Origin of the sequence: Rhodococcus sp. AD45-ID (assembly GCF_003023755.1) — a bacterium.
GTDB classification, from domain to species: domain Bacteria; phylum Actinomycetota; class Actinomycetes; order Mycobacteriales; family Mycobacteriaceae; genus Rhodococcus_F; species Rhodococcus_F globerula.
On sequence record NZ_PYHL01000002.1, the window covers coordinates 977,494 to 1,001,190 of the forward strand.

Annotated in this window: 23 protein-coding genes and 6 tRNA genes; 17 read left to right on the top strand and 12 right to left on the bottom strand. The window is 61.5% G+C overall.

Going from position 1 to position 23,697, the window contains the following annotated elements; translation table 11 throughout:
• Positions 1-2 precede the first annotated feature (2 nt).
• The 5 genes from hemQ (at position 3) to C7T36_RS20735 (ending at position 4,555) form a co-directional block, all read left to right on the top strand.
• Positions 3-698 (top strand): hydrogen peroxide-dependent heme synthase, encoded by a 696-nt coding sequence (gene hemQ / locus C7T36_RS20715; RefSeq protein WP_033234754.1) that lies wholly within the window; start codon positions 3-5, stop codon positions 696-698.
• Positions 699-746: 48 nt separating this feature from the next.
• Positions 747-3,023 (top strand): molybdopterin-dependent oxidoreductase, encoded by a 2,277-nt coding sequence (locus C7T36_RS20720; RefSeq protein WP_045067966.1) that lies wholly within the window; start codon positions 747-749, stop codon positions 3,021-3,023.
• A gap of 149 nt (positions 3,024-3,172) precedes the next feature.
• Positions 3,173-3,574, top strand: coding sequence for a YbaB/EbfC family nucleoid-associated protein (locus C7T36_RS20725; RefSeq protein ID WP_045067457.1), 402 nt, complete (start codon positions 3,173-3,175; stop codon positions 3,572-3,574).
• Entirely contained in the window at positions 3,567-3,878 is a 312-nt protein-coding gene (locus C7T36_RS20730) for a WXG100 family type VII secretion target (protein ID WP_033234752.1), read from the top strand. Before C7T36_RS20725 ends, C7T36_RS20730 begins: the two co-directional genes overlap by 8 nt.
• On the top strand, positions 3,878-4,555 hold the full coding sequence (locus C7T36_RS20735; RefSeq protein ID WP_052683517.1) for a hypothetical protein: 678 nt from the start codon (positions 3,878-3,880) through the stop codon (positions 4,553-4,555). The genes C7T36_RS20730 and C7T36_RS20735 overlap by 1 nt, the downstream gene beginning before the upstream one ends.
• 105 nt (positions 4,556-4,660) lie before the next feature.
• Here C7T36_RS20735 and C7T36_RS20740 read toward each other — a convergent pair whose 3' ends face one another.
• Positions 4,661-5,329 (bottom strand): TetR/AcrR family transcriptional regulator, encoded by a 669-nt coding sequence (locus tag C7T36_RS20740; RefSeq protein ID WP_045067459.1) that lies wholly within the window; start codon positions 5,327-5,329, stop codon positions 4,661-4,663.
• 223 nt (positions 5,330-5,552) lie between these two features.
• On the opposite strand from C7T36_RS20740, the gene C7T36_RS20745 reads away from it, so the two are divergent.
• Positions 5,553-6,362: a TauD/TfdA family dioxygenase gene (locus C7T36_RS20745; protein WP_045067461.1), complete on the top strand. Its 810-nt coding sequence runs from the start codon at positions 5,553-5,555 to the stop codon at positions 6,360-6,362.
• 101 nt (positions 6,363-6,463) lie between these two features.
• Here C7T36_RS20745 and msrB read toward each other — a convergent pair whose 3' ends face one another.
• The 4 genes from msrB to C7T36_RS20765 all read right to left on the bottom strand — a co-directional run bounded on the left by msrB (position 6,464) and on the right by C7T36_RS20765 (position 10,572).
• Positions 6,464-6,883, bottom strand: a complete 420-nt coding sequence (gene msrB / locus C7T36_RS20750; RefSeq protein ID WP_045067462.1) for a peptide-methionine (R)-S-oxide reductase MsrB — start codon at positions 6,881-6,883, stop codon at positions 6,464-6,466.
• 9 nt (positions 6,884-6,892) lie between these two features.
• Positions 6,893-8,176, bottom strand: coding sequence for a glycosyltransferase family 87 protein (locus C7T36_RS20755; RefSeq protein ID WP_045067463.1), 1,284 nt, complete (start codon positions 8,174-8,176; stop codon positions 6,893-6,895).
• Positions 8,177-8,237: 61 nt separating this feature from the next.
• Positions 8,238-9,794: an alpha/beta fold hydrolase gene (locus tag C7T36_RS20760; RefSeq protein ID WP_045067464.1), complete on the bottom strand. Its 1,557-nt coding sequence runs from the start codon at positions 9,792-9,794 to the stop codon at positions 8,238-8,240.
• 19 nt (positions 9,795-9,813) lie between these two features.
• Positions 9,814-10,572: a pyrimidine reductase family protein gene (locus tag C7T36_RS20765; protein WP_045067466.1), complete on the bottom strand. Its 759-nt coding sequence runs from the start codon at positions 10,570-10,572 to the stop codon at positions 9,814-9,816.
• Positions 10,573-10,606: 34 nt separating this feature from the next.
• Here C7T36_RS20765 and zapE point away from each other — a divergent pair, with 34 nt between their 5' ends.
• Positions 10,607-11,623 (top strand): cell division protein ZapE, encoded by a 1,017-nt coding sequence (gene zapE / locus C7T36_RS20770; protein ID WP_033234718.1) that lies wholly within the window; start codon positions 10,607-10,609, stop codon positions 11,621-11,623.
• Here the strand turns inward: zapE and C7T36_RS20775 are convergent.
• Together C7T36_RS20775 and C7T36_RS20780 are read right to left on the bottom strand one after the other, a co-directional pair.
• The gene (locus C7T36_RS20775; protein ID WP_045067469.1) at positions 11,620-12,153 is read right to left on the bottom strand and encodes a GNAT family N-acetyltransferase; all 534 of its coding nucleotides are present in this window, start codon (positions 12,151-12,153) and stop codon (positions 11,620-11,622) included. The genes zapE and C7T36_RS20775 overlap by 4 nt on opposite strands.
• Positions 12,154-12,219: 66 nt before the next feature.
• A complete protein-coding gene (locus C7T36_RS20780; RefSeq protein WP_045067470.1) occupies positions 12,220-13,416 on the bottom strand; it encodes an MFS transporter in 1,197 nt (398 codons plus the stop codon).
• 118 nt (positions 13,417-13,534) lie between these two features.
• On the opposite strand from C7T36_RS20780, the gene C7T36_RS20785 reads away from it, so the two are divergent.
• Together C7T36_RS20785 and C7T36_RS20790 are read left to right on the top strand one after the other, a co-directional pair.
• Entirely contained in the window at positions 13,535-14,920 is a 1,386-nt protein-coding gene (locus tag C7T36_RS20785; protein ID WP_045067471.1) for a GH1 family beta-glucosidase, read from the top strand.
• Between the two features lie 161 nt (positions 14,921-15,081).
• Complete coding sequence (locus C7T36_RS20790; protein ID WP_045067473.1) at positions 15,082-15,564, top strand: alpha-isopropylmalate synthase regulatory domain-containing protein; 483 nt, start codon at positions 15,082-15,084, stop codon at positions 15,562-15,564.
• 141 nt (positions 15,565-15,705) lie between these two features.
• Here C7T36_RS20790 and C7T36_RS20795 read toward each other — a convergent pair.
• The 5 genes from C7T36_RS20795 to C7T36_RS20815 all read right to left on the bottom strand — a co-directional run bounded on the left by C7T36_RS20795 (position 15,706) and on the right by C7T36_RS20815 (position 16,210).
• Positions 15,706-15,780, bottom strand: a tRNA-Val gene (locus C7T36_RS20795).
• Between the two features lie 17 nt (positions 15,781-15,797).
• Positions 15,798-15,873, bottom strand: a tRNA-Gly gene (locus C7T36_RS20800).
• Between the two features lie 92 nt (positions 15,874-15,965).
• Positions 15,966-16,040, bottom strand: a tRNA-Val gene (locus C7T36_RS20805).
• A gap of 1 nt (position 16,041) precedes the next feature.
• Positions 16,042-16,112: transfer RNA gene (locus tag C7T36_RS20810), tRNA-Cys, on the bottom strand.
• Between the two features lie 25 nt (positions 16,113-16,137).
• A tRNA-Gly gene (locus tag C7T36_RS20815) sits at positions 16,138-16,210 on the bottom strand.
• A gap of 285 nt (positions 16,211-16,495) precedes the next feature.
• Between C7T36_RS20815 and C7T36_RS20820 the strand changes: the two genes are divergently transcribed.
• The 8 genes from C7T36_RS20820 (at position 16,496) to C7T36_RS20855 (ending at position 23,685) form a co-directional block, all read left to right on the top strand.
• A tRNA-Val gene (locus C7T36_RS20820) sits at positions 16,496-16,567 on the top strand.
• A gap of 214 nt (positions 16,568-16,781) precedes the next feature.
• On the top strand, positions 16,782-17,183 hold the full coding sequence (locus C7T36_RS20825; RefSeq protein ID WP_165826376.1) for a TIGR02611 family protein: 402 nt from the start codon (positions 16,782-16,784) through the stop codon (positions 17,181-17,183).
• Positions 17,184-17,314: 131 nt separating this feature from the next.
• Positions 17,315-19,372: a threonine--tRNA ligase gene (gene thrS, locus C7T36_RS20830; protein ID WP_045067474.1), complete on the top strand. Its 2,058-nt coding sequence runs from the start codon at positions 17,315-17,317 to the stop codon at positions 19,370-19,372.
• The gene (locus tag C7T36_RS20835; RefSeq protein WP_080711748.1) at positions 19,369-19,923 is read left to right on the top strand and encodes an HIT domain-containing protein; all 555 of its coding nucleotides are present in this window, start codon (positions 19,369-19,371) and stop codon (positions 19,921-19,923) included. The genes thrS and C7T36_RS20835 overlap by 4 nt, the downstream gene beginning before the upstream one ends.
• 60 nt (positions 19,924-19,983) lie before the next feature.
• Positions 19,984-20,643 carry a phosphatidylinositol phosphate synthase gene (gene pgsA / locus C7T36_RS20840; protein WP_033234710.1) on the top strand — a complete coding sequence of 220 codons (660 nt, stop codon included), beginning with the start codon at positions 19,984-19,986 and terminating at the stop codon, positions 20,641-20,643.
• A complete protein-coding gene (locus C7T36_RS20845; RefSeq protein ID WP_033234709.1) occupies positions 20,640-21,542 on the top strand; it encodes a phosphatidylinositol mannoside acyltransferase in 903 nt (300 codons plus the stop codon). The genes pgsA and C7T36_RS20845 overlap by 4 nt, the downstream gene beginning before the upstream one ends.
• A complete protein-coding gene (locus tag C7T36_RS20850) occupies positions 21,539-22,666 on the top strand; it encodes a glycosyltransferase family 4 protein (protein WP_045067477.1) in 1,128 nt (375 codons plus the stop codon). Before C7T36_RS20845 ends, C7T36_RS20850 begins: the two co-directional genes overlap by 4 nt.
• A complete protein-coding gene (locus C7T36_RS20855; RefSeq protein WP_033234707.1) occupies positions 22,663-23,685 on the top strand; it encodes an NUDIX domain-containing protein in 1,023 nt (340 codons plus the stop codon). Before C7T36_RS20850 ends, C7T36_RS20855 begins: the two co-directional genes overlap by 4 nt.
• Positions 23,686-23,697: the final 12 nt, after the last annotated feature.

Consider the following 23,697-nt stretch of genomic DNA (forward strand, 5'->3'; position numbering starts at 1 on the left):
GTATGGCACGCCTTGATTTCGACAAACTGAACTCTGAAATCCGATACCTCATGTTCTCCGTGTTCCAGGTGGAACCCGGTGTGCTGGGCGATGATCGGGAAGCTGCGGTCAAGGACGCCCGCTTGTTCTTCGAAGGTCTCGAAGACAAGGGCGTCGTGGTTCGCGGAATCTACGACATCGCCGGCATGCGCGCAGACGCAGACTTCATGATCTGGACCCATGCAGCCAGCATCGAGCAGCTGCAGGCCGCGTACTCGGACTTCCGCCGCACCACGACACTGGGCAAGATCAGCGCTCCGGTGTGGAGCAACTCCGCCGTGCACCGTCCGGCCGAGTTCAACAAGAGCCACGTGCCGTCGTTCATCGCGGGCGAGGATCCGGGCGACTACATCTGCGTCTACCCGTTCGTTCGGTCGCTCGAGTGGTACCTGCTTCCCGACGAGGACCGTCGCAAGATGCTCGCCGATCACGGTATGGCGGCACGCGGATACAAGGACGTTCGCGCCAACACGGTGCCGTCGTTTGCGCTCGGCGACTACGAGTGGATTCTTGCCTTCGAGGCACCGGAACTCATTCGCATCGTCGATCTCATGCGCGACTTGCGTGCCACCGAGGCTCGTTTGCACGTGCGCGAAGAGGTTCCGTTCTTCACCGGACCGCGTGTCGACATCGAGAAGCTGGTTCTTTCCCTTCCCTGATCGAAAGTAGCTGCTGTGGACACCACGCCGAATCGGCGTCATCAGCACATGTCTCACTGGGGCATGTTCACTGCCGAATCGGTAGCCGGCGAAGTCACTGCGGTGCATCCGTACGAGGGAGATTCCAATCCTTCGCCGATGCTCGGCAACTTCGCCGGTTCGGTGCGCAGTCGCAGCAGAGTGGCCGGCCCGGCAGTGCGTCGTGGCTGGCTCGAGAACGGTCCAGGCCCCACGGAAAAGCGGGGCTCTGACGAGTTCGTCTCGGTCGAGTGGGACGAACTGACAGAACTGCTGTCCCGCGAATTGCGCCGGGTCGTTGACACTCACGGCAACAACGCGATCTTCGGTGGTTCATACGGATGGGCCAGCGCCGGTCGATTCCACCACGCGCAGAGCCAGGTTCACCGGTTCCTGAATCAACTCGGCGGTTACACCAAATCGGTACACAGCTACTCGCTCGGAGCAACGGGCGTCATCATGCCCCGTGTGGTCGGGACCCACAGTCAATTGTTCGAACGCTCCACTTCGTGGGACGTCATCGCGCAACATTCCGATCTGTTGGTGTGCTTCGGTGGGGTGCCGATCAAGAACACTGGCGTCAATGCCGGTGGTACCAGTGAGCATCCGACTCGCGGCGCGATCGACGCATTCCGTCGTCGCGGCGGAAAGATCGTCTCGATCAGCCCGTTGCGTGACGATCTCGACGGTGAATGTGACTGGATCGCACCGATTCCCGGGACCGACGTGGCGATCATGTTGGCGCTGGCGTATGTCCTCGCTTCGGAGGGTTTGCATGACATCGCATTCTTGAACCGGTACTGCGTCGGCTACGAGCGATTCGAGGAGTACCTGCTCGGACGCAGTGACGGTATCGCGAAGGATCCTCACTGGGCCCAGGAGATTTCAGGAATCCCTGCCGAGATACTGGTCGACCTGGCCCGCCGCATGGCCGCCGGTCGCACGCTGGTCTCTGTCACCTGGTCACTTCAACGCATCAAACACGGTGAGCAAGCCCCGTGGATGGGGGTGACTCTCGCCGCGATGCTGGGTCAGATAGGGCTTCCCGGAGGGGGATTCGGACACGGCTACGGTTCGATGAACGAGCCGGGAATGACGTCGATCCCGTACCCGCTGCCCACCTTCCCGCAAGGACGGAATCCGGTCACGGACTTCATTCCGGTCGCTGCGGTATCGGATCTTCTGCTCTCGCCCGGCGAAGACTTCGACTACGACGGCAGACGCCTCACCTATCCCGACATTCGCCTGGTCTACTGGGCAGGCGGCAACCCGTTCCACCATCATCAGGACATCCCGAGGCTGCGGCGGGCTTTGGCACGTCCGGACACGATCGTCGTTCATGATCCGTACTGGACGCCGATGGCCAGACACGCCGACATCGTGGTGCCATCGACCACGTCATTCGAACGCTCCGATCTCAGTTGTACGCGCAACGACGCGTTGCTGGTCGCGATGCACCAGGTCACCGAACCGTTTGCAGGTGCGCGCGACGACTACGAGACCTTCGCGGCACTTGCCGACGCGCTCGGATTCGGTGACACGTTTACCGAGGGACGATCGTCGCAGCAATGGATCGAGCACCTCTACGGTCAGTGGCAGCCGAGCGTCGACGCGGACGGTGGAAACACCCCGTCGTTCGAGGACTTTTGGGCCGATGGTCACTACCGGATGCGTACGCGCGGCGACGAGGTTCTGTTCGGCGACTTCCGCGAGAATCCCGAGAAGTATCCGCTTGGCACACCCAGCGGAAAGATCGAGATATTCTCCGAAACCATCGAATCTTTCGGCTACGACGACTGCGTCGGCCATCCCCGATGGTACGAGCCTGATGAATGGCTGAAAGGTCCACGTGCGGAGGCTTTTCCGCTGCACCTCATCGCCAACCAGCCCAAGACGCGGCTGCACAGCCAACTCGATCACGGTGCCGTGAGCCAGGCGTCGAAAATTCACGGGCGAGAACCGATTCGGATGCATCCCGATGCAGCGGCAGAGCGATGCATTGTCGGCGCGGACGTGGTGCGGGTGTTCAATGATCGCGGCGCGTGCCTGGCAGGTGTTGTCGTCGACGCAGACCTTCACCCGGGCGTTGTCCAACTTGCGACGGGAGCCTGGTACGACCCACTCGATCCGGCCGACCCGGACTCGCTGTGTGTCCACGGAAATCCCAATGTTCTGACCCCGGACGTCGGCACGTCGCTGCTGTCACACGGATGCACCGGACAACACGTCCTGGTGCAGATCGAGAAGTTCGAGGGGGAACTTCCCCCTGTTCGCGCATTTGATCCGCCGGTGCTGAATCCACGCTGACGGAACCGATCGAGGCCAGGCCGCGTCGAACTTGGTGAGCACCTGATATCCGGGTGAGCACGTCGAGCGAGGTGGGGGCCATCGTGAGTACAGCGCAGTGGAATACGGCACGGGGTAGATCGGAAGTCCTTCGCGGGCAGATTGATTCAATGATGGAGGACCTGCACGAGCGGACGCGGTTACTTGCGCTCGCGCAGGAGAAGATCGCGTTGTCGACTGCGCGTGCTCAGTCGGCTGACGGGTTGGTGGAGGTTGTCGTCAATGCCTCCGGAGCCGTTGTCGGCGTGAAATTCTCATCGGACGCGTGTGCGAAATCAACGCCGAAAAAGCTTGGTGCGTCGGTGCTGGCGGCGTCGACGGCAGCGTCGGCAGACATGCGTCGGCAAAACGCCGAGATATTGAAGCCGTTCACCACTGCGACGCAGTTGGATCTTCCAGATCTGATAACCGGAGCGCCCAGCGTGCGCGGTCTGTCCGCAGTGCCTCAGATAGCCGAGCACACGGAACAGGATTGGGATCAGACCGTTCTCAGGAGCGCGGGCAATGTCTGAACTGTGGATCGATGTTCAGATTGTGCGTGCATTGGCACCGCGATTCGTGGGACTCGCCGAAGACATCGAGAGGTCGAAAGCGGATCTCGAACGGGAAATGACTGCCGAAGGCTCGAGCTGGGGAAATGACGAGGTCGGCAACACTTTTGCCGCCGCCTACCTTCCGGGCTCAGAGTCGGTGATTGCCGGTATCTCGATGATGGCCGGCGTCATGCGGAATCTCACGGATGCGCTGTACCGGACTTCGGACAACTTCGAGGGCGTCGACGCGGAACTTGCCGACAACTTTGCAGGTGGTCTCTGATGGGAATCGAGATACCGGGATACCTGCAGGCCGTTGCCAGTGTGGCAGTGGGTAGCGACTGGCCGGAGGGGGACGAGACTTCCTTGTGGCGATTGGGTGACGCGTGGACCGAGATTGCAGACCATCTGACCAGTGCATCCATGGGTGGTGATGTCACACTGAGAGGAGTACTGACAGCAATCACCGGTGAGACGCACGATTCACTCGATGCATTCTGGCAGGATTCCGGTGGCGTCGCTGATGTCTTTGATCGATTGAATGCTGCCGCAACGGAATTAGCGGAATCCTGCAACGCTACGGCGACGGAGATCGAGTACACCAAACTTGCGATCATCGCGGCGTTGATCGCGCTGGCGCTCGAGTTGGCGGCCATGGCAGCGGCAGCGATTCCCACTCTCGGGCTGAGTGCGGTAGGAGCAGGCGCAGCGGAGGTCGCTACCGCGGTTACTGTCCGAATGCTGTTGCGCCAATTACTGACCGGGGTGCTCGAAGCCGCTGCGGTGGAAGCAGCGTCGGCCGTCTTCTCCGGCCTGGCCATTCAGCTGGGCCAGATAACAATGGACCATCGCGAGTCCGTGGATGTCGGCAAGGTCGTGACCGAGGGGCGCGAGGGGTTTGTCACGGGCGCGGTGGATGAGTTGTCCACATCCGGCGGCGCACTGAACTGGAATTTCTGACGCCGTAACCGGGCCTGAGTGCGCACAACATTCACTCGCGTGGCCGGATGCGCCCTGGTGCTGAGACTTGTGTGCAGTTTTCGCTCGGTTGACGGGGTTGGGGAATTAGCGGTTCAACGGAGTTAGGTTTTGCTGGGCGTCGAGAGTTTCCTGAGATACGGGGGCGCGCAGTAGGGCTTCCCATCCGTCGATCAGGGCGGACAGTTCAGCGTGGGTGGGTCGGGTGCCGCGTCTGTCGTAGCCCGCCAATACCCGGAGATAACTGGTGTAGACGATCTGAATGCGCTGCAGCCGAACATCTTCCGCGAGTTCGTCAAGGCTGTCGTTGAGACTCTGATTCACGGTGGATCCGCTTGTTGTCGCGGTCGGATCTACGGTGGTGAAGACGCGGCCGAGAATTGCCGTCTCCATCAGCCGATCGAGCAGTGCGACGTAGTGGTTGTCCGGGCTGATGCTGTTGGCCAGGGGTTGCACAATTGCCCATAAAGCCTCGCGCGTAGTCATATTCGCGCCCTGTGAGCTTGTCTGGAGCATCATTGCTTGCCTGTCGGCGTTGATCGCGGGTAGGCGGTAAGCGAATATCGCGTGCAGCAGATTTTCCTTCGAACCGAAGTAGTAGGCGATTACCGAGGCATTCTGCTGGCCTGCCGCGATGCGGATGTCAGAGATGGAGACGCCCTCGTAACCGCTGAGTGCAAATAGGCGCTCTGCGGTTTCGATGAGCTGTACGCGTGTCTGTTCTCCCGCGCGGTATCGGCCACGTTTTGAGGTCACGCTCGACGACCCTACCGGCGACCGTGTGGGCCTCCCGTCGTTGTGGGTCGGGTCTAAGGCGACGTGACGGCGGGCACCTGGCAGTGGTCGACCAGTGAGGGATCAAGATGACGCTCGTCAATGCTTAAATCATCGAAATTTTAACGATCCTCAAAATAATAAAAGCTCATTACTTTGAACGCAGTCCAGTTTTGACACCGCGTCGACGTTTCGAGGAAGTTTGATGACCGCAATCGCAGAACCTACGACACCTGCAATCGTGCCCCTCGCCGGCAAGATCGGCGCCGAAGTGCGGGGTCTGCGGGTGGACTCCCTGACAGACGCCGATGTCGAACTGGTCAAGGACGCGCTGTATCGCCACAGCGTGCTCTTCTTTCCGGAACAGGGCCTCGATCCGGCGATCCACCGGGCGTTTGCGCAGCACTTCGGCGAGGTTGTTCTCCCACATGAGCACTTGTTGAACCTTGGCGACGAGGGTTACCGCGAGATCAGTGTGATCGGCACCGAGAACGGAAGCGCGTACCAGGCCAATCGTTGGCACTGCGACGTGTCATGGCGTGACGCGCCGTCCAGGTTCAGCGTTCTGCACATGCAGGTCCTCCCGGAGTTCGGCGGCGACACCATGTGGTCCAACCAGTCCGACGCACTGGACGCTCTGTCGGAACCGTTGCGTGAACTCCTCTACGGCCTGACCGCCAAACACCGCATCGCACCGAGGGAGAACGTGCCCGAAGCCGACCACCCGTTGGTGATCCGGCATCCCGAGACCGGACGCGAAGCGCTGTTCGTCAACGATCTGTTCACCAGCCATATCAACGAACTCGACGCACAAGAGAGCGCCGCGATCCTGGGCGTACTCAAGGCAGTGTCGATTAGGCCGGAATTCACGGTCCGTCGCCGCTGGACTGTTGGCGAAATTGCTATCTGGGACAACCACTTCGTCCAGCACAACGCGATCTACGACTACGCGGATCAGCCGCGCCGTATTCATCGCATCGAGGTTGCTTCCGAAGCTCCTATCCCTGCTCGCTGACACCCCGGTCGGGCCGGAACGCACACAAGTCTCCCTCGGATGGCTGATCCAGCCACGCAGGGGAGACTTGTGTGCACTTGTACCTGTCTCAGGGATCCGGACTACTGTGCGGGATTCAGTACCAGTGAAATTGAGTTGATGCAGTACCGCTGATCCGTCGGAGTGGGATAGCCCTCGCCTTCGAAGACATGGCCGAGGTGGCTGTGGCACTTCTTGCAGATAACTTCGACGCGTCGCATTCCCAGGCTCACGTCTTCCTTCAGGATGACGGCGTCGGAGTTGGCCGGATCGAAGAACGACGGCCACCCGCAATGCGATTCGAACTTCTCGGTGCTGCGGAAAAGTTCGGCACCGCACGCCCGGCAGGAGTACACACCTTCGGTGGTGGTGTCGGTGTATTCGCCCACGCCGGGCCGTTCGGTACCGGCCTGACGCAGGACCGCGTACTCGGCCGGGGTCAGTTTTTCGCGCCACTGCTCGTCGGTGAAGGTGACTTCGGGGGCGTTATCTGTAGAACTCATGCCTACACGCTAATCCTTTACTGCAGGTTCGGCTTTGCTTGCAGGTGGGACGGCATCCACAGGAGGATCGAGGAGGTAGGCGGGATCGATTCCGCGGTCCAGGCGTCCCTCGCGTCGGGCAACCAGATACCGGTAACCGAGGACGCAGAAGATCACGATCAGCAGCAGGCTCCACCCGAGAGTGCTCTTCATGTACTCCGCTGCCCGGCCGAAGGCGGGCCAACGGAAGGACCACCAGTCGTCGAATGTCATGCACCCGTACACGGCAAGCCAGGCCGGCCAGTTCCGCATGACGGAGTTCTTGAGAATCACCGACATCAGGAGCGGGAACAGCATCATCGAGTAGTACATCTGGCCGAGCGATGGCAGCAGGAACGACGCGGTCATGATCACGCCCGTTGTGGTGGTGAGGAAGAACAGATCGTCATTGCGGTAGTACCGGTAGAGCAGCCACAGCGAGATCAGGACCATGGCGGCGAAGACCGCGCGCAGGGTGAGGACCAACCAATCGGGCAGGCCGAAGTAGGCGCCGTTACCGACTATCGAGCTGTTGAAGTAGTCGCGTGATTCCAGCAGGTACGGAACCGTGCGTTCGACAAATGCCATCGGATCTGCCGAGAGAGGCACTGCGACGACGGTGAGGATGAACGGGATGCCGAGTGCTGTGACAAAAACCTTCCACTGACCACGAACCAAGGGGAGCAGTAGCAGCGGCGCAAGAGTGGGTTTGACGGCCAGAGTGATGCCGATCGATGCGCCTGCCCATAGATCTTTACGGCGCATCAGGAGTAGCAGGAACGCCATCTCGCTGAGCAGCACGATGCCATTGATGTTGGTGAACACCAGGGTGTTGGTGACGGTCTCCGACGAGAACGCGGCCAGTACGAGAATTGGCGCGGCGATGGAGCTGATTGTCAGATCGAACAGCCGTAGCAGCAGATAGAGCGCGACCAGGATCGCAATCGCATTGGTGCCGATGAACAGCCAGCGCGAGCGCTCGGGATCGAGGATGGCCAGTGGTGCCATCAGCAAGGATCCCGATGGGGGATACAAGTAGTGCGGATCTACCGTGTTGAAGTCCGCGGTGTAGACCTCGCGGCCGTTCCAGAATGCCAGCGCGGCGTTGTAGACCGGCCGGAAATCATCGGTGATCGACCCGTTGACGGCTTTGACGACAACGCGATTGATCACGGTCATCACGGCGATCGGCCACAAAACGTAGTTGACGACTTGTTGGGTTGTCCGCCCGGTGCGAGGCTCGATTTGTCTAAGGAACACTTCGGAACGGTACACCGAGACGCAAACAGATCTGGGGATGCACCCTGCAATGGTGGGTGACGGCCGTCATATTCGACTAGGCCGGGCACACATTGCCGTTGGCCGGCAGGCTCTGATTGTCCAGGTAGGACACCGCGGCCTGTTGCACGCAGGCAGATTGCATCGCGGGGTGTCCGGAGCCTTGCCAATCGAGGCTGGCGAACCGGGCGCCGGCGTTGGTGACAACTCCGGTGACGGTGGCCAGCCCGGTGTTGCCGACGGCGGGGTCGGCTTGACCGCTGAGGACCAGAACAGTCGGTTTCAACGCGGTGGGTAAGGGCGTCGGAGCGGTTGTCGGCCAACTTGCGCAGGCCGACAATCCGAGTGCGGCTTCGTTCCCGAACACGGGGTAGGACTTACCCCACGTTTGTTGCAGTTCGCGGATGCGCCCCACTCCCGGCCACTGAACGCCGTCGGTGCAGCGTCCGACAAACTGACCGTCACTGGCAAGTGCTTTCTCCGCGGCTGCGGCACGTTCGCGCATGGGTACGGGGTTTCCCGTTCCGAGTGCGCTGAGAGCATCGGCCAGAGACGTTGTGTCCAGCTGGCGATTCTGGCTCGCGATGGCAAGACTTGCCGAGATTGCGCGGGTGATCGACGCCGCGGACAAGGGCCGGAACTCACCAGTTCGCGCGCGTTCCATCAAGGCAACGACGGCGGCGCGGGGGTCGGGTCCGAGTGAGCAGGACAGCGCCGCGCAGCGAGTGGCAAACGCCGTCAGCGCTGCTTCCTGGCCTTGGACTCGGCTTTCCTCCTCGGTGGTGGCATCGGTGGCGATCGGTGCGGGCGAGTCGAGGATCAATCGTGCAATGTTGTCGGGATATGTTGCGGCGTAACTCAATGCGATGTCCGAACCGGAGCCTGCAGCCCACAGCGCGATGGTGTCGACGCCCCACCTCGTGCGCAGTGCGTTGATGTCGTCGGCCGCGGCGTCGGCTCCGAATTCGAGTTCCTGCGGATCGAGATAGTCGGTGCAGGAGATTGTGGCGTCGTGCCCGAGGGTGGCGACGGCGTCGGCTGCGTCTCCGCGCGAACTCAGCTCGAATTGGCCGAGATCGGCGAGCCCGCGCCGAGTATCGGGTTCCATGCATTCGATGGGCGTCGAGCGGTCGATACCGCGGCGGTCGAGAGCCACAACCGGGTGGGCTGCGAGGACGGCCGTCAGTCCGGTGGCAGAGAGCATGGCCAAGGTGCTTCCCGACGACCGATCGGTCCCGGAGGTGAAGACGATCGGGTAGGCGTCAGCAGGAGTAGCCGACGTTCGGGCCCGGGTCGCCGCGGCCGTGAATGTTCCGTCGATGCGGCCGCTGGTGTCGATGGGAGCGCTGAATTCGGCGCATTCGACGATGACGCCCGTGCTGGCGGCCGCCAACGCGGCGTCGGCAAGAGATGTCCCGCTGCAGTCGCGCCACGGTAGATCGCTGGTCGGGACGGCCGGAGCGGGAACCGGGGGAGGTGTCGCCTGTGACGTATCGGAACTCCCGGGGGTGCCACCGGTGTGACCTTCGACGGCGACGTCCGGGCGAATGGAGGGCCCTGCGCCACAGGCACAACAGGTCGCCAGGACAACTGCAATCAAAGCCGCTCTGCGCATGCCGACCAGAGTGCCAGGTTCAGTGCCGAGGACGTTGACGAACCCACCGCGACAGCACCGTGCCGTCGGAGTCCGTGAGGATATGTGCAGGCATCATCGGGGTGGGAAGGGACTGCGCGGAGAGGGAAATCCGCCCCGCGTTGCCGCCGACCAGTTGCGGAGACGTCGTCACGCATAGTTCGTCGACGGCGTTGTCCGTGATCAGTTGGCCGAACAGGGACGGTCCGCCTTCGCACAGAATTCGCGGCAAATTCAGAGTGGATGCTGTGTTCTCGATGTCGACGCTGCGTACCGCCGCGCCGACGCTTCGGTGAACGTCGGCACCGGCATCGCTCAACCTCGATACGGCAGCGGCGTCTGCGTCGGAGCCGACCAGCAGAATCGGTGGGACCTCGGCGTCACAGAACAGCCGGCTTTCGGGGTCGATCGACGCGCGTGACGAGACAACCAAGATCGGGGGCACCGGGGCGAGCCCCGACGCGACCCGGCGTGCCCGAGCGTCGTCGTTCATCACGGCGCCGCCGTAGTTCTCCGCGCGCGCGGTTCCGGCTCCGACGACAACCACGTCGCAGAGTTCGCGCAGCGTGTCGAACACCGTCTTGTCCGCCGGGGTGCCCAGACCGCCGCTGAGCCCACTGACGGAGACGGCACCGTCAATGCTGGACACGAAGTTCACCCGTACCCACGGACGCTGCAGGTCTTCCGGATATGAATAGAGCTCTCGGAGCCGCTGCGGCTGATCGGGTGTGAAGTAGGTCGCAAAATCCAGATGGTGCATATGAGAGATCACACCACGTAGATACCCTTGATGGATGCCTCAACGTCTTGTCGATCGCAGTCCGGTGGTACCCGCCGATCAATTGGTCGCTCAAATGGTTCCACCCGCAATGTTCGACGACGTGAGCTTCGCGTCCTACATCCCGGATCCCAACGAGCCGAGTCAGGCAGCTGCCGTTGCCAAGACCGAGGAATTCTCCAAGCGCGTAGCCAAGATTCGGGCCGGCGGTCGTCGCGGATTGTTCGGTAAGAAGACTCAGGCCACGGGCGCCGGTCTGTACCTCGACGGCGGCTTCGGTGTCGGTAAGACGCACCTTCTGGCGTCGATCTTCCACAGCGTTCCGTCGCCCAAGGCATTCGGCACGTTCGTCGAACTGACGCACGTGGTCGGCGCACTCGGCTTCAACAAGGCCGTCGAGGCATTTTCCGAGCACAGCGTTCTGTGCATTGACGAATTCGAGCTCGATGATCCGGGCGACACCATGCTGGTCTCTCGCCTGCTGTCCGAGCTGTCGACGCGCGGTGTGTCCATCGTCGCGACGTCCAACACACTCCCGGGTCAGCTCGGTGAGGGCCGCTTTGCCGCGCAGGACTTCATGCGCGAGATCAAGAAGCTCGGCTCGATCTTCGAGACCATTCGCGTCGACGGTCCCGACTACCGTCACCGCGATCTGCCGCCCGCTCCCGAGCCGATTTCCTCCGAAGAGTTGGTCGCGCGCGCAGAGTCTGTCGACGGCGCAACGCTCGACAACTTCGACGAGCTGTGCAAGCACCTCAGCACGTTGCACCCGTCGCGATACAACAAGTTGGTCGAGGGTGTTCGTGCTGTCTACATCGACGGCGTCCACCCCGCGACAGACCAGTCGGTTGCGCTTCGGTTCGTGGTTCTTGCCGACCGCCTGTACGACGCGAGCATTCCGGTGACAGTGTCCGGCGCTCGCCTGGACGAGATCTTCACCCCGGAGATGCTTGCCGGCGGTTACAAGAAGAAGTACCTGCGCGCCATGTCGCGTCTGCTTGCGTTGTCTCGTTTCGAGGTTGCCGCGACCTAGTTCACCGGTCGCTCCATCACAAAATCGTGATGGAGCTGGGTGCCCACGACAAAGGTCTTGGTCCCTACCCGTGTGAAGCCATGCTTTGCGTAGAACTTTTGCGCTCGCGCATTTTCCTGGTTCACTCCGAGCCAGATTCCCGCACTGCCACTTTCGTGGGCGTGAGCGACCACCGCGGCCATCAATGATGCTGCGGCGCCGCTTCCGTGATTCCCGGGAAGCACGTACAGCTTGCTCAATTCTGTTGTCGGGCGAAGCGTGAGTGCTGCCCGCACGTCGGGATCGGACGGTTCGGCGTCGATGAGCATTGCGTAGCCGACGATGGCGTCGCTCGAGATCACTTTGAGAACCGTCCGCTTCGGGTCGGTCAGGTATTCGGAGAACTTGTCGACCGAGAGCACGTTGTCGATGAAGGCATTGATGTCGTCGTCGGATGCATCGGGCGGGCAGGCGAGCGGAAACGTCACCGCGGCCACGTCGGCGATTGCTTCGGAATCCCAGATTCCGGCCCGGTCAACGGTGATGCTCACGTCACTTCGTCCTTCCCTGCACGCGCAATGGTCGCTCAAGTACACCACTTGCCGTGTCAGTGACGGCTATCCGGCTTTCTCAGCCGCCAGGCTCTCGGCGCGTTTCGGGGCAAACGCGGGTGCAAGCGCAATCAGAATCACGCAGAACGCCAGCGGTATGAGGAACCCGATCCGCAGGTCGCTGAATGCGGCGACAGCTCCGACGATTCCGCCGCCGACAACGGTGCCTACGTAGTTGAAGAGGTTGATGCGAGCGATGACGGTATCCACCTGATCGGGTGGCGCCATCCGACCGGCAGCGCTGAAGCAGATCGGGGCGATCACCGGAAGGCCAAGGCCGACGATCAGGAACCCGGCGATCGCAATCGCAGGAGATTGCGCCGTCACGACAATGGTCATGCCGATCACGCCGATCACTGATCCCATGCGGACGACGGCGGTTTCACCGAACTTGCCCACCCAGTAGTCGCCGGTCAATCGCGCAATCAAAGCTGCGATTTGGTAGGCAGCCATCGACAGAGCGGCAGTGCTCGCGTCGGCAAGCAGGACGTCTTCGAGGTACAGGGTCGACCAGTTGCCGATGCTGAAATCGACTGCGTAGAACAGTGCCATCGCGATGCCGAGCAGGACAAACGCTCGCATCGGGACCGTGAGCGTGACGGAGCCACCGGTATTCGTATCCGCGACGGAGGTTGCGCTTCGATCGAGCAATGACGGTCCGAATACCAGAAGCAGCAGGGCCACAATCACTCCCGCGACCACCTGGGTAACCCGTACCGAGATGTCGAGTCCTGCGGTTGCCGAGATGTAGAGCGCGCCGGCGATGGCCCCGACGCTCCAGGCTGCGTGGAACGAGCTGAGAATGAAGCGTCCCTTGGCGTGCTGGATCGAGACGGCCTGCATGTTTGCTGCCGCATCAACGATGCCGAGGCCGATTCCGTAGACAGCGAGGCAGACAAAAAAGAGTGCAGAGTTGGGGGCCAGTCCGGTGGCGCCGCCGAAGACCGCGATGACGGCCAGTCCGGTGCGGAGCGTGGTCTTGCTCGACGTTCGAACTGCGAGTCGCTCGGCGAGAACGCTGCCGAGTCCGGCGATGACTGACACCGACACAACCGCAACGACCAGCAACGACTCGCTGAGCGCAAACAAGTCCCGGTACGCGGGCAGTTGCGTCAGAATCGACGCGAGAAGAAAACCCTGGAGTCCGAAAGCCACGGAGGTGGCGATCCGAGCCTTCTTCAGGCTGCGGGTGTGATCCGTCATCGAATGTGGCCTTGTCTGTGGTTGGGCACTGCCCGCCGAACGCTACTTGATACTTGTTACTGGTCGAGTGTCCAACAAAGTCGCGTGTCGCGCAGCATTCTTTGATTAACTGACGGCTATGAGTGCACATCCAACTGCAATGTTTCCCCCCGAGTTTGTGTGGGGAACCGCGACGGCTGCGTATCAAATCGAAGGCGCAGTTACCGAAGACGGTCGGGGACCGTCGATTTGGGACGATTTCTGCACTCAACCCGGTGCTGTGGTGCGTGGCGAGACCGGCGTCGTTGCTGCTGATCACTACCACCGCTGGGAATCCGACGTCGCTCTCATGGCGCAGCTGGGACTTGACGCGTATCGCCTGTCGCTGTCGTGGTCGCGAATCCTCCCTACCGGATCAGGTGACGTGAACCAGAAGGGGCTCGATTTTTACGACCGCGTGATCGACAGGCTCTGCGAGTCCGGAATTACGCCCGCCGTCACGCTCTTTCACTGGGATCTGCCGTCAGCTCTGCAAGAGCAAGGGGGCTGGATGAATCGCGACACCGCGTATCGGTTGGGGGAGTACGCGCAGATTGTGGGCGAACGGTTTGCCGATCGTGTCGGCCTGTGGATGCCACTCAACGAGCCTGTTGTCCACACTCTGTACGGCCACGCCCTAGGAGTTCATGCCCCGGGACTTGCCTTGGGATTCGCCGCCTTCCAGGCCGCACATCACCAGCTCCTCGGGCATGGTCTGGCAGTCGACGCGCTGCGGTCGGCGGGCTGCTCGGGCATTGGCATCGCGTCCAATCACGCTCCGGTGCGCGCCGCAACGGATTCGGCGGAAGACGTGATGGCCGCAGACATCTACGACCACGTCGTCAACTGGATGTTCGCCGATCCGATACTGCTCGGAAAATATCCGGCCGACGAATTTGCGCAGATCCTCACCGGACCGGTCGACGAGGATCTGGCGATCATCAGTGCGCCCCTCGACTGGTACGGCATCAACTATTACGAGCCGACGATGATTGCCGCCCCCGTTGAGGGACAGGGCACCGCCGGCGTTCTCGAGATCGATCTACCGCCGGGACTTCCCTTTGCTCCGGTGGCGATAACCGGTTACCCCACAACCGATTTCGGATGGCCGATCGTTCCCGAAGGACTTGGCGAGATCCTGCGAACATTCCAGTCGCGGTTCGGTGAGTCCCTGCCGCCGATCTACATCACCGAGAGCGGATGTTCGTTTCACGACGCCTTGAACAGTTCGGGCGAGGTCAGTGACACTGCTCGAATCGAGTACCACGACGCACATCTACGGGCCCTGCGATCGGCCATGGACCACGGCGTCGACGTGCGCGGCTATTTTGTGTGGTCGCTGCTGGACAACTTCGAGTGGGCAGCCGGCTACCAGGAACGATTCGGCCTGGTCCACGTCGATTTCGATACCCAGAAGCGCACACCGAAGGCCTCGTTCGAGTGGTATCGCAACCTTATTGCGGCCCATAAGGCAGCGCAGGTTTAGCGGTCAGGTTTGCATTCTGGCATCTAGCCGCCTAGCCTCACTCACATGAAGCGCATTCTCGTAGTACACCGCCGTAGCGGGGTCTGAATCGGACCGACCCCCCGCTGCGGGTCGTCGTGCTACCAGTTGGTCCTCCACTTCATTTCAGGAAGACCACGACAATGACTTACAACTTCGCCTTCGCTTCTGATTCCTCTTCTTCCTTTGCCAGCGATCCTTTTGCTGCGCGTCACGGAAAATCCTTGCCTGCCGGCCTGCGTGCCGAATGCGCTGAGATGTCGTGGAACGAATTCGAATCGACGTATGCGGCAATGAGTGGCCCGATCCGTCTGGGCGCATGGTCGAGCGAGAAGATTGCGCCCGGTCGCTGGACGTACGAAGCAACTCTCGGTTTGGGGGAGCGCATCGCGACGGCCTCCGCCACCGCAACCGGAGCAATTTCTGCGATGACGTCGATGCTGCACGACGCAGGAATCGCGCTGGAGATCCTGTCATTTCACCAGCACCAGATCGGCCACCGCACAGCCACCTTCATTTTCACGGAGTGCAATGGTCGTCGAAATTGGGCTATGGGCATCGGTGAGTCGGCAACAGAGTCGTCACTGCGCGCGATGACGTCGGCAGCAAACCGTTTCTCGAACTGAAGCGTCGCCTTTACTGCTCGCTCACGCTGATACGGGAACACTTGTCGGGATTCTGTATCAGCGTGAGTGGTGCAGCAAGTCTTAGTGCACAACGCAGAAAGCCGGAATCCCGTAAGGATTCCGGCTTTCTGGGTATTTCCGTGGTGCGCGATACTGGGATTGAACCAGTGACCTCTTCCGTGTCAGGGAAGCGCTCTCCCGCTGAGCTAATCGCGCGGGTCTGGAGATGAAAATGGAGCGGACGACGGGATTCGAACCCGCGACCCCAACCTTGGCAAGGTTGTGCGCTACCAGCTGCGCCACGTCCGCATGTGCATTGAACTCCGTTACCGGCGCTCAGTGCGTGTCTAACCTATCAGACCCGCAAGCGAGTCTTGACCATCAGGCCCGAGGGCCTGACGTGGTGCGCGATACTGGGATTGAACCAGTGACCTCTTCCGTGTCAGGGAAGCGCTCTCCCGCTGAGCTAATCGCGCGAGGTGGAGACGGGAATCGAACCCGTGTGCACGGCTTTGCAGGCCGTTGCCTCACCACTCGGCCACTCCACCGTAAAAGGTTGAGTTACACCTCTCGAGCGGACGACGGGATTCGAACCCGCGACCCCAACCTTGGCAAGGTTGTGCGCTACCAGCTGCGCCACGTCCGCATTGCACCGTGTTGCTTGGGGAGTTGGTTGCTCTCCTCGGTGCGTTGAAAACATTAGCCGACGGTGTCGGATTCATACAAATCACCAGCTCAGTAGGCGTTTCGGTAGTGGAATCGCTCAAAATTGCGATGTTACGGGTCGGTCGAGTGCGTTCGTGAAGTTCTTAAATGGGTGAAATTGGGCGTTCTGGGAGGAGAATGAATGCCAACCTGGTGATTCGTGTTCGGCGGGCGAGCGTGTTAATGTTCCAACTCGTTCGAGCGCATGCGTTCGAATAGTTCGTAAGGTCCCGTGGCTCAGTGGGAGAGCGTCCGCTTCACACGCGGAAGGTCGCTGGTTCGATCCCAGCCGGGACCACAAGTACAGACTGAAGGCGTTCCCGAGAGATCGGGGACGCCTTCAGTCGTTTCTGCGCCCGACGTGCCAATCCGGGCGCACTCGAGATTTCGGTAACCTGGGTCGCAAAGACGTGCTCTTCTATGGAAACAGGTGAGGGAAGTTGACTACCAAAAAGGTCGACCCTCCCGTCGACGACTCCGACCTGACGCTCTTTCGCGAAGCCGAGTCTCGTATCCACGAAGCTGAGTCCCGCTGGTCGAGGTGGCGCGCGCACATAGCTGCCCGCCCGAGCTTGAATCTCGCGTATCGAATCGCGGTTGGTTTTGTCGGTCTCGTCGTATTGGCGGCCGGTGTACTGGCCATCCCTTATCCCGGACCTGGCTGGCTTATCGTCTTTGCCGGCCTCGGAATCCTGGCGTCGGAGTTTGCCTGGGCGCATCGACTGCTGCATTTTGCCAAGGCACGGTACGACCGTTTCATGACGTGGTTCGGCAAACAGTCCCTGTTCGTCAAGGGAATCGGCGTTCTGTTCACCACAGTGGTCGTCGTTGCAACATTGTGGCTTCTGGGCACCTTCGGCCTGATCGGGACTTGGGTTGGCCTCGACTACTCCTGGCTCGAGTCGCCACTCTGAGGTGAAAGTGGCTTGTTAACTTCAGTCGGTTGACTCGTCGGGTCGGCAGGGTAGATAACATGATCGTGCACGTGCTCGCTGTGGGTGCGATGCACGTCTTACTTGCCGCAATACATTAGGAGCACATCGCCGTGACCAGTCCCGCGCCAGAGCACTCAGCCGCCCCACTTCGGGTGCCCGCGGGGACGACCGCCGGGACTGCAGTGCGTGAGGCCGGATATCCCTCGAAGGGACCGGACGTCATTGTCGTCGTTCGTGACAGCGAGGGAACGCTCAAGGATCTGTCGTGGACCCCGGAGGTCGACGTCGAGGTTGAGCCTGTAGCCGCGTCCACCGAGGACGGCCGCAGCGTGATCCGCCACTCGGCCGCGCACGTCTTGGCGCAGGCAGTGCAGAAGGAATTCCCCGACGCGAAGCTGGGTATCGGTCCGCCGATCACCGACGGTTTCTACTACGACTTTGCTGTCGATCGTCCCTTCACCCCGGAGGATCTGGCCAAGCTCGAAAAGCGGATGAAGCAGATCATCAAGGGATCGCAGCGATTCTCCCGCCGCGTGGTCGATTCCATCGAAGACGCTCGCGTCGAATTGGCAGACGAGCCGTTCAAGCTCGAGCTCATCAACGACAAGTCGGGCATCGACGATCCGGAGATCATGGAGGTCGGTGGCAATGAACTGACCATCTACGACAACCTTGATCCGCGGACCGGCGACACCATCTGGTCCGACCTGTGCCGTGGTCCCCACATCCCGACCACCAAGCACATCCCGGCCTTCAAGTTGACCCGAAGCTCCGCTGCCTACTGGCGCGGCAACCAGGACAATGCCGACCTGCAGCGCGTCTACGGCACCGCATGGGAATCCACCGAGGCTCAGGATGAGTACTTGGAGATCTTGGCCGAGGCCGAGCGCCGCGATCACCGCAAACTCGGTAGTGAACTCGACCTCTTCAGCTTCCCGGACGAGTTGGGCTCCGGTCTGCCGGTCTTCCATCCCAAGGGCGGAATCATCCGCACCGAGATGGAGAACTACTCGCGCAGCCGCCATATCGAGGCCGGCTACGAGTTCGTCAACACCCCGCACATCACCAAGGGGCATCTGTACGAGGTTTCGGGTCACCTCGACTGGTACCGCGACGGCATGTTCCCCGCGATGCACATCGACGCGGAACTGAACGAGGACGGCACCGTGCGCAAGCCGGGCCAGGATTACTACCTCAAGCCGATGAACTGCCCGATGCACAACCTGATCTTCCGTGCACGTGGTCGCTCGTACCGCGAATTGCCGTTGCGGCTCTTCGAATTCGGCTCCGTGTACCGCTATGAGAAGTCCGGCGTCGTCCACGGTCTGACACGCGTGCGCGGCATGACTCAGGATGATGCGCATATCTACTGCACCCGCGAGCAGATGCGCGACGAGCTCACCACCACGCTGCAGTTCGTGCTGAATTTGCTCAAGGATTACGGTCTCGACGATTTCTATCTGGAGCTCTCCACCAAGAACCCGGACAAGTTCGTCGGTAACGACGACGTCTGGGAAGAGGCGACCGCAACACTCGCCGAGGTCGGCGAAGCATCCGGTCTGACTTTGGTGCCGGACCCGGGTGGAGCCGCGTTCTACGGCCCCAAGATTTCCGTTCAGGTCAAGGACGCGCTGGGCCGCACGTGGCAGATGTCGACCATTCAGCTCGACTTCAACCTGCCTGAGCGCTTCGACCTCGAATACACCGGCAGTGACGGCGTCAAGACCCGGCCGGTCATGATCCACCGTGCGCTCTTCGGTTCGATCGAACGATTCTTCGGTGTACTGACCGAGCATTACGCGGGCGCGTTCCCGGCGTGGCTCGCGCCGGTGCAGGTTGTCGGCATCCCGGTCGCCGAGGCGTTTGTCGATCATCTCTTCGACGTCACCAAGAAGCTCAAGGCGGCCGGCGTTCGAGCCGAGGTCGATTTCAGCGACGACCGGATGCAGAAGAAGATCCGCAACCACACCACGCAGAAGGTTCCGTTCATGTTGCTCGCCGGTGAGCGCGACGTCGAGGCAGGCGCCGTCAGCTTCCGCTTCCGTGATGGAACTCAGATCAACGGCATTCCCACCGACGACGCGGTTCGGATCATCACGGAGTGGATCGCTCGACGCGAAAATGCTTCTCCGACTGCGGAACTGGTTCAGCCAAGCGTGGCGCCATGAGTATGCCCGGTAGCGACGGTCCAGGTTCGTTGATCGATCAGGGTGTCGGTGATCCAGACCATCTTCAGCGGATCTGGTCGCCCCACCGGATGTCGTACATCACGGAGGCGCCCAACACGCCCGGCACGACCGGTGAACCGTTCATCGACATTCCCAAGATGTCGGACGAAGAAGGGTTGATCGTCGCCCGCGGTGAGCATGTGTACGCGGTCCTGAACCTGTACCCGTACAACCCCGGCCATCTGATGGTGGTGCCGTACCGCAAGGTCGCGGCACTCGAGGACCTGACGCCTGAGGAAAGCGCCGAGTTGATGGCGTTCACGCAACGCGCGCTGCGGGTCATCAAGAGTGTGTCCAACCCGCACGGTTTCAACGTGGGTCTCAACCTCGGCGCTGCCGCGGGTGGATCGCTGTCCGAGCACCTTCACCAGCATGTGGTTCCGCGTTGGGGTGGCGACGCCAACTTCATCACTGTCTTGGGTGGTGTGAAAGTGATGCCGCAGTTGTTGCGCGAGACCAGGGGATTACTCGCTCGTGCTTGGCAAGAGTGAGCGAACCGAGTTGATTCGACGGGTCCCGCTTCGGGACTCACGAGGTGGAGGTTTCCAGAGGTGTTGAGCTTCTTCGGACGCGCATCGGTGTCCAAGGTGACGGCACCGATGGGCCAAGCTCTGATCAAGACCGGATTGACGCCCGATGCGGTCACGATCATCGGCACGGTCGCGAGCATCGCCGGCGCCGTGACACTGTTCCCGTCCGGTCATCTGTTCTGGGGAACCATCTTCATCTGGTTCTTTGTCATGTTCGACATGCTGGACGGTGCGATGGCTCGCGCCCGTGGCGGCGGAACACGCTATGGCGCGGTTCTCGACGCCACGTGTGACCGTGTTGCCGACGGTGCGATCTTTGCGGGCCTGGCCTGGTGGGCCGTCTACCACGAGAACAACAAGTGGCTCCTGGTGGCAACACTGATCTGTTTGGTTACCAGCCAGGTCATTTCTTACGCGAAGGCCAGAGCCGAGGCGAGCGGTCTGACGGCTGATGGCGGTTGGATCGAGCGTCCGGATCGTCTGGTCATCGTCTTGGTCGGTTCCGGCCTCACCGGCCTCGGATTGCCGTGGGCGATCCACATCGCCATGTGGGTCCTTGCCGCGGGCAGTATCGTGACTGTTTTCCAGCGTGTGCTTGCGGTGCGGAATTCGCCTGGTGCACGGGAGCTTCTACCGATCGCACCGGCTGCATCCGACACCGAAGGTGAGTCCGACAAGTGAGTGTTGCCGAGCGCGCTACCGATTTGGGTTACGCCGCCGGGTGGAGACTGGTTCGCAGTCTGCCGGAGTCCGTCGCGGTCAAGCTTTTTGACGCCGGCGCGGATTTTGCAGTGCGCAAAGGTGGTCCAGAACAACTGCGCAAGAACCTGGCCAGAGTTCTCGGAACGACGCCGGCTGAGGTTCCGGATCAGCTGATCAAGGAGTCGATGCGCTCGTACGCGAGGTATTGGCGTGAGGCGTTCCGATTGCCGTCGATGGATTTGGCGGTGACGGGCAAGGCACTGAGCGATCTGGTCGAGGGTCAGGAGTACCTCGAGAAGGCAATGGCAGACGGCAAGGGCGCTGTGTTGGCCTTGCCGCACAGCGGCAACTGGGACATGGCCGGCGTGTGGTGTGTTCAGCAGTGGGGTGGATTGACCTCGGTTGCGGAGCGGTTGAAGCCGGAATCGCTGTACGAGCGATTTGTGGAGTATCGCGAGAGCCTCGGCTTCGAGATCTTCCCGCTGAGCGGCGGGGAGCATCCACCGTTCGTCGAACTGTCGAAAGATCTGCACGAGAACAAAATTGTGTGCCTGCTGGGGGAGCGCGACCTGGCGAAAAAGGGCGTGCCGGTGACGTTCTTCGGCGAACCCACTCGCATGCCGGCCGGCCCCGCAAAGCTTGCCATCGACACCGGAGCGGCCTTGTTGCCGGTGCACTGCTGGTTCACCGACGACGGTTGGGGATTCAAGATCGATCCGCCGATCGACGTGTCCGAAGGCGTCGGCCCGGCCACTCAGGCGCTAGCCGACCAGTTTGCGATCAACATCGCAGCGCACCCGGCGGATTGGCACATGCTTCAACCACTCTGGCGTTCCGACCTTTCCGAATCGCGGCTTGCCCGCATGGAGGGTGAATGAAAATCGGCATGATCTGCCCGTATTCGTTCGACGTACCCGGTGGGGTGCAAGCGCATGTGGTGGATCTGGCCGAGGTGTTGATCGAGCGCGGGCACAAGGTCAGTGTGTTGGCGCCGTCGTCGGATGACGACGAACTGCCCGAGTTCGTCGTCTCGGCAGGCAAAGCCGTTGCGATTCCGTACAACGGTTCCGTCGCGCGGTTGTCCTTCGGGCCTACCGCGAATGCGCGTTTGCGTAAGTTCATCGCCGAAGGTGACTTCGACGTTCTGCACATTCACGAGCCGAACGCGCCCAGTCTGTCGATGCTCGCGTTGCGCATTGCGGAGGGGCCGATTGTCGCGACGTTCCATACGTCGACCACGAAGTCGTTGGTACTGAGCACTTTCCAAGGCGTGTTAGCTCCCTACCTCGAAAAGATCAGTGGCCGCATCGCTGTCTCGGAGTTGGCCCGTCGGTGGCAGGTCGAGTCCCTGGGATCCGACGCCGTCGAGATCCCGAACGGCGTCGACGTTGCTGCGTTTGCGGGGGCGGAACTTCTGCCGGGCTATCCGCGCGAAGGTGGAACCATTTTGTTCCTCGGTCGCTACGACGAACCGCGCAAGGGGATGGCGGTGCTGTTGGGTGCATTGCCCGCGCTGGTCGAGCGTCATCCGAACCTCGAGGTCATTGTCGTCGGGCGCGGCGACGAGGACAAGCTTCGTAAGGAAGCCGGTCGGTACTCCCGCCACTTGCGTCTGCTCGGTCAGGTCAGTGACGAGGAGAAAGCGTCGGCGTTGCGTAGTGCCGACGTGTACTGCGCACCCAACCTCGGTGGGGAGAGCTTCGGGATCGTGCTGGTGGAGGCGATGGCAGCGGGGACCGCAGTCGTGGCCAGTGAACTCGACGCCTTCCGCCGGGTGCTTCGCGACGGACAGGCCGGATTGTTGGTTCCGATCGGGGATTCCGACGCACTTGCCGTGGCTATCGATTCGGTTCTCGGTGATCCTGACCGTCGTAGAGCTTTGGTCAATACTGCGACCGCGGTGGTTGCCGAATACGACTGGCCTGTTGTGGCCGAACAGATCCTGCGGGTCTACGAGACCGTGACCGTGGGCGGCGCCGGCGTGCATGTGGTGGGATCGTGACTTTTTCTGCACTGACAATTTTTGTCCTCGGGCTCATCGCTGCGGTTGTTCTGGTCATCGGGCTCTGGGCGTACGCAACGGCAAACCGGTTGGACCGCTTGCACGTCCGGTCGGATCAGTCGTGGCTGGCGCTCGATGCGGCGTTGTCGCGTCGGGCCGCTGTGGTTCGCGCTGCGGCGGTCGACATGAGTGCCGAGGATGCTCGACGGTTCGTGAAGCTGGCGGATGCTGCCGAACGTGCCGATCGGCAGGACCGTGAGCTGGCGGAGAACCGACTCTCCAATGCGCTTGCCGCATATGGAACGACGTCGCTGCGGCCGCAGTTGGTTGCGGAGCTGGCTGACGCGGAGGCTCGGGTACTGATCGCTCGGCGGTTCCACAACGACGCTGTCCGTGACACCCTCGCGTTGCGAACCCGTAGGTTGGTCCGTTGGCTTCACCTGGGTGGAACCGCGCCGCTGCCACAGTATTTCGAGATCACCGAACGGACCACCGCGGCCGCAGTTCCCGAGGGCATTACCGTGGATACGGCTCGGACGTCCGCACGAGTGGTGCTGCTCGATCGACAAAACCGCGTGCTGCTTCTGCGCGGCCACGATCCGAAGATCCCGGACCGGCAGTTCTGGTTCACCGTCGGCGGGGGAATCGAGCGTGGCGAACAAATTCGGGCCGCTGCAGTTCGTGAGGTGGCCGAGGAAACAGGGTTGACGATCGCGCCGGAAGACCTCCGTGGACCGCTGTGGCGCCGCGTCGCGATCTTCCCGTTCGACGGCGAATTGATCCGCTCGGAGGAATTGTTCTTCACCACTCGTACCTCTGGCTTCACTCCGGTGTTCAAGGGCCACACCGAATTGGAACAACGTGCGATTTCCGGCTACCGGTGGTGCAGCGCTGACGTCATTCGTGAACTGACAAAGGCTGGGGAGCCGGTGTATCCGCTCGATTTGGCAAACCTGCTGGCAGAAGCTGCGACCGTCGCTGATGGCACCGAAGATCCGGAAGTACGCTCGATCCGCTGATCGCATTTAAGG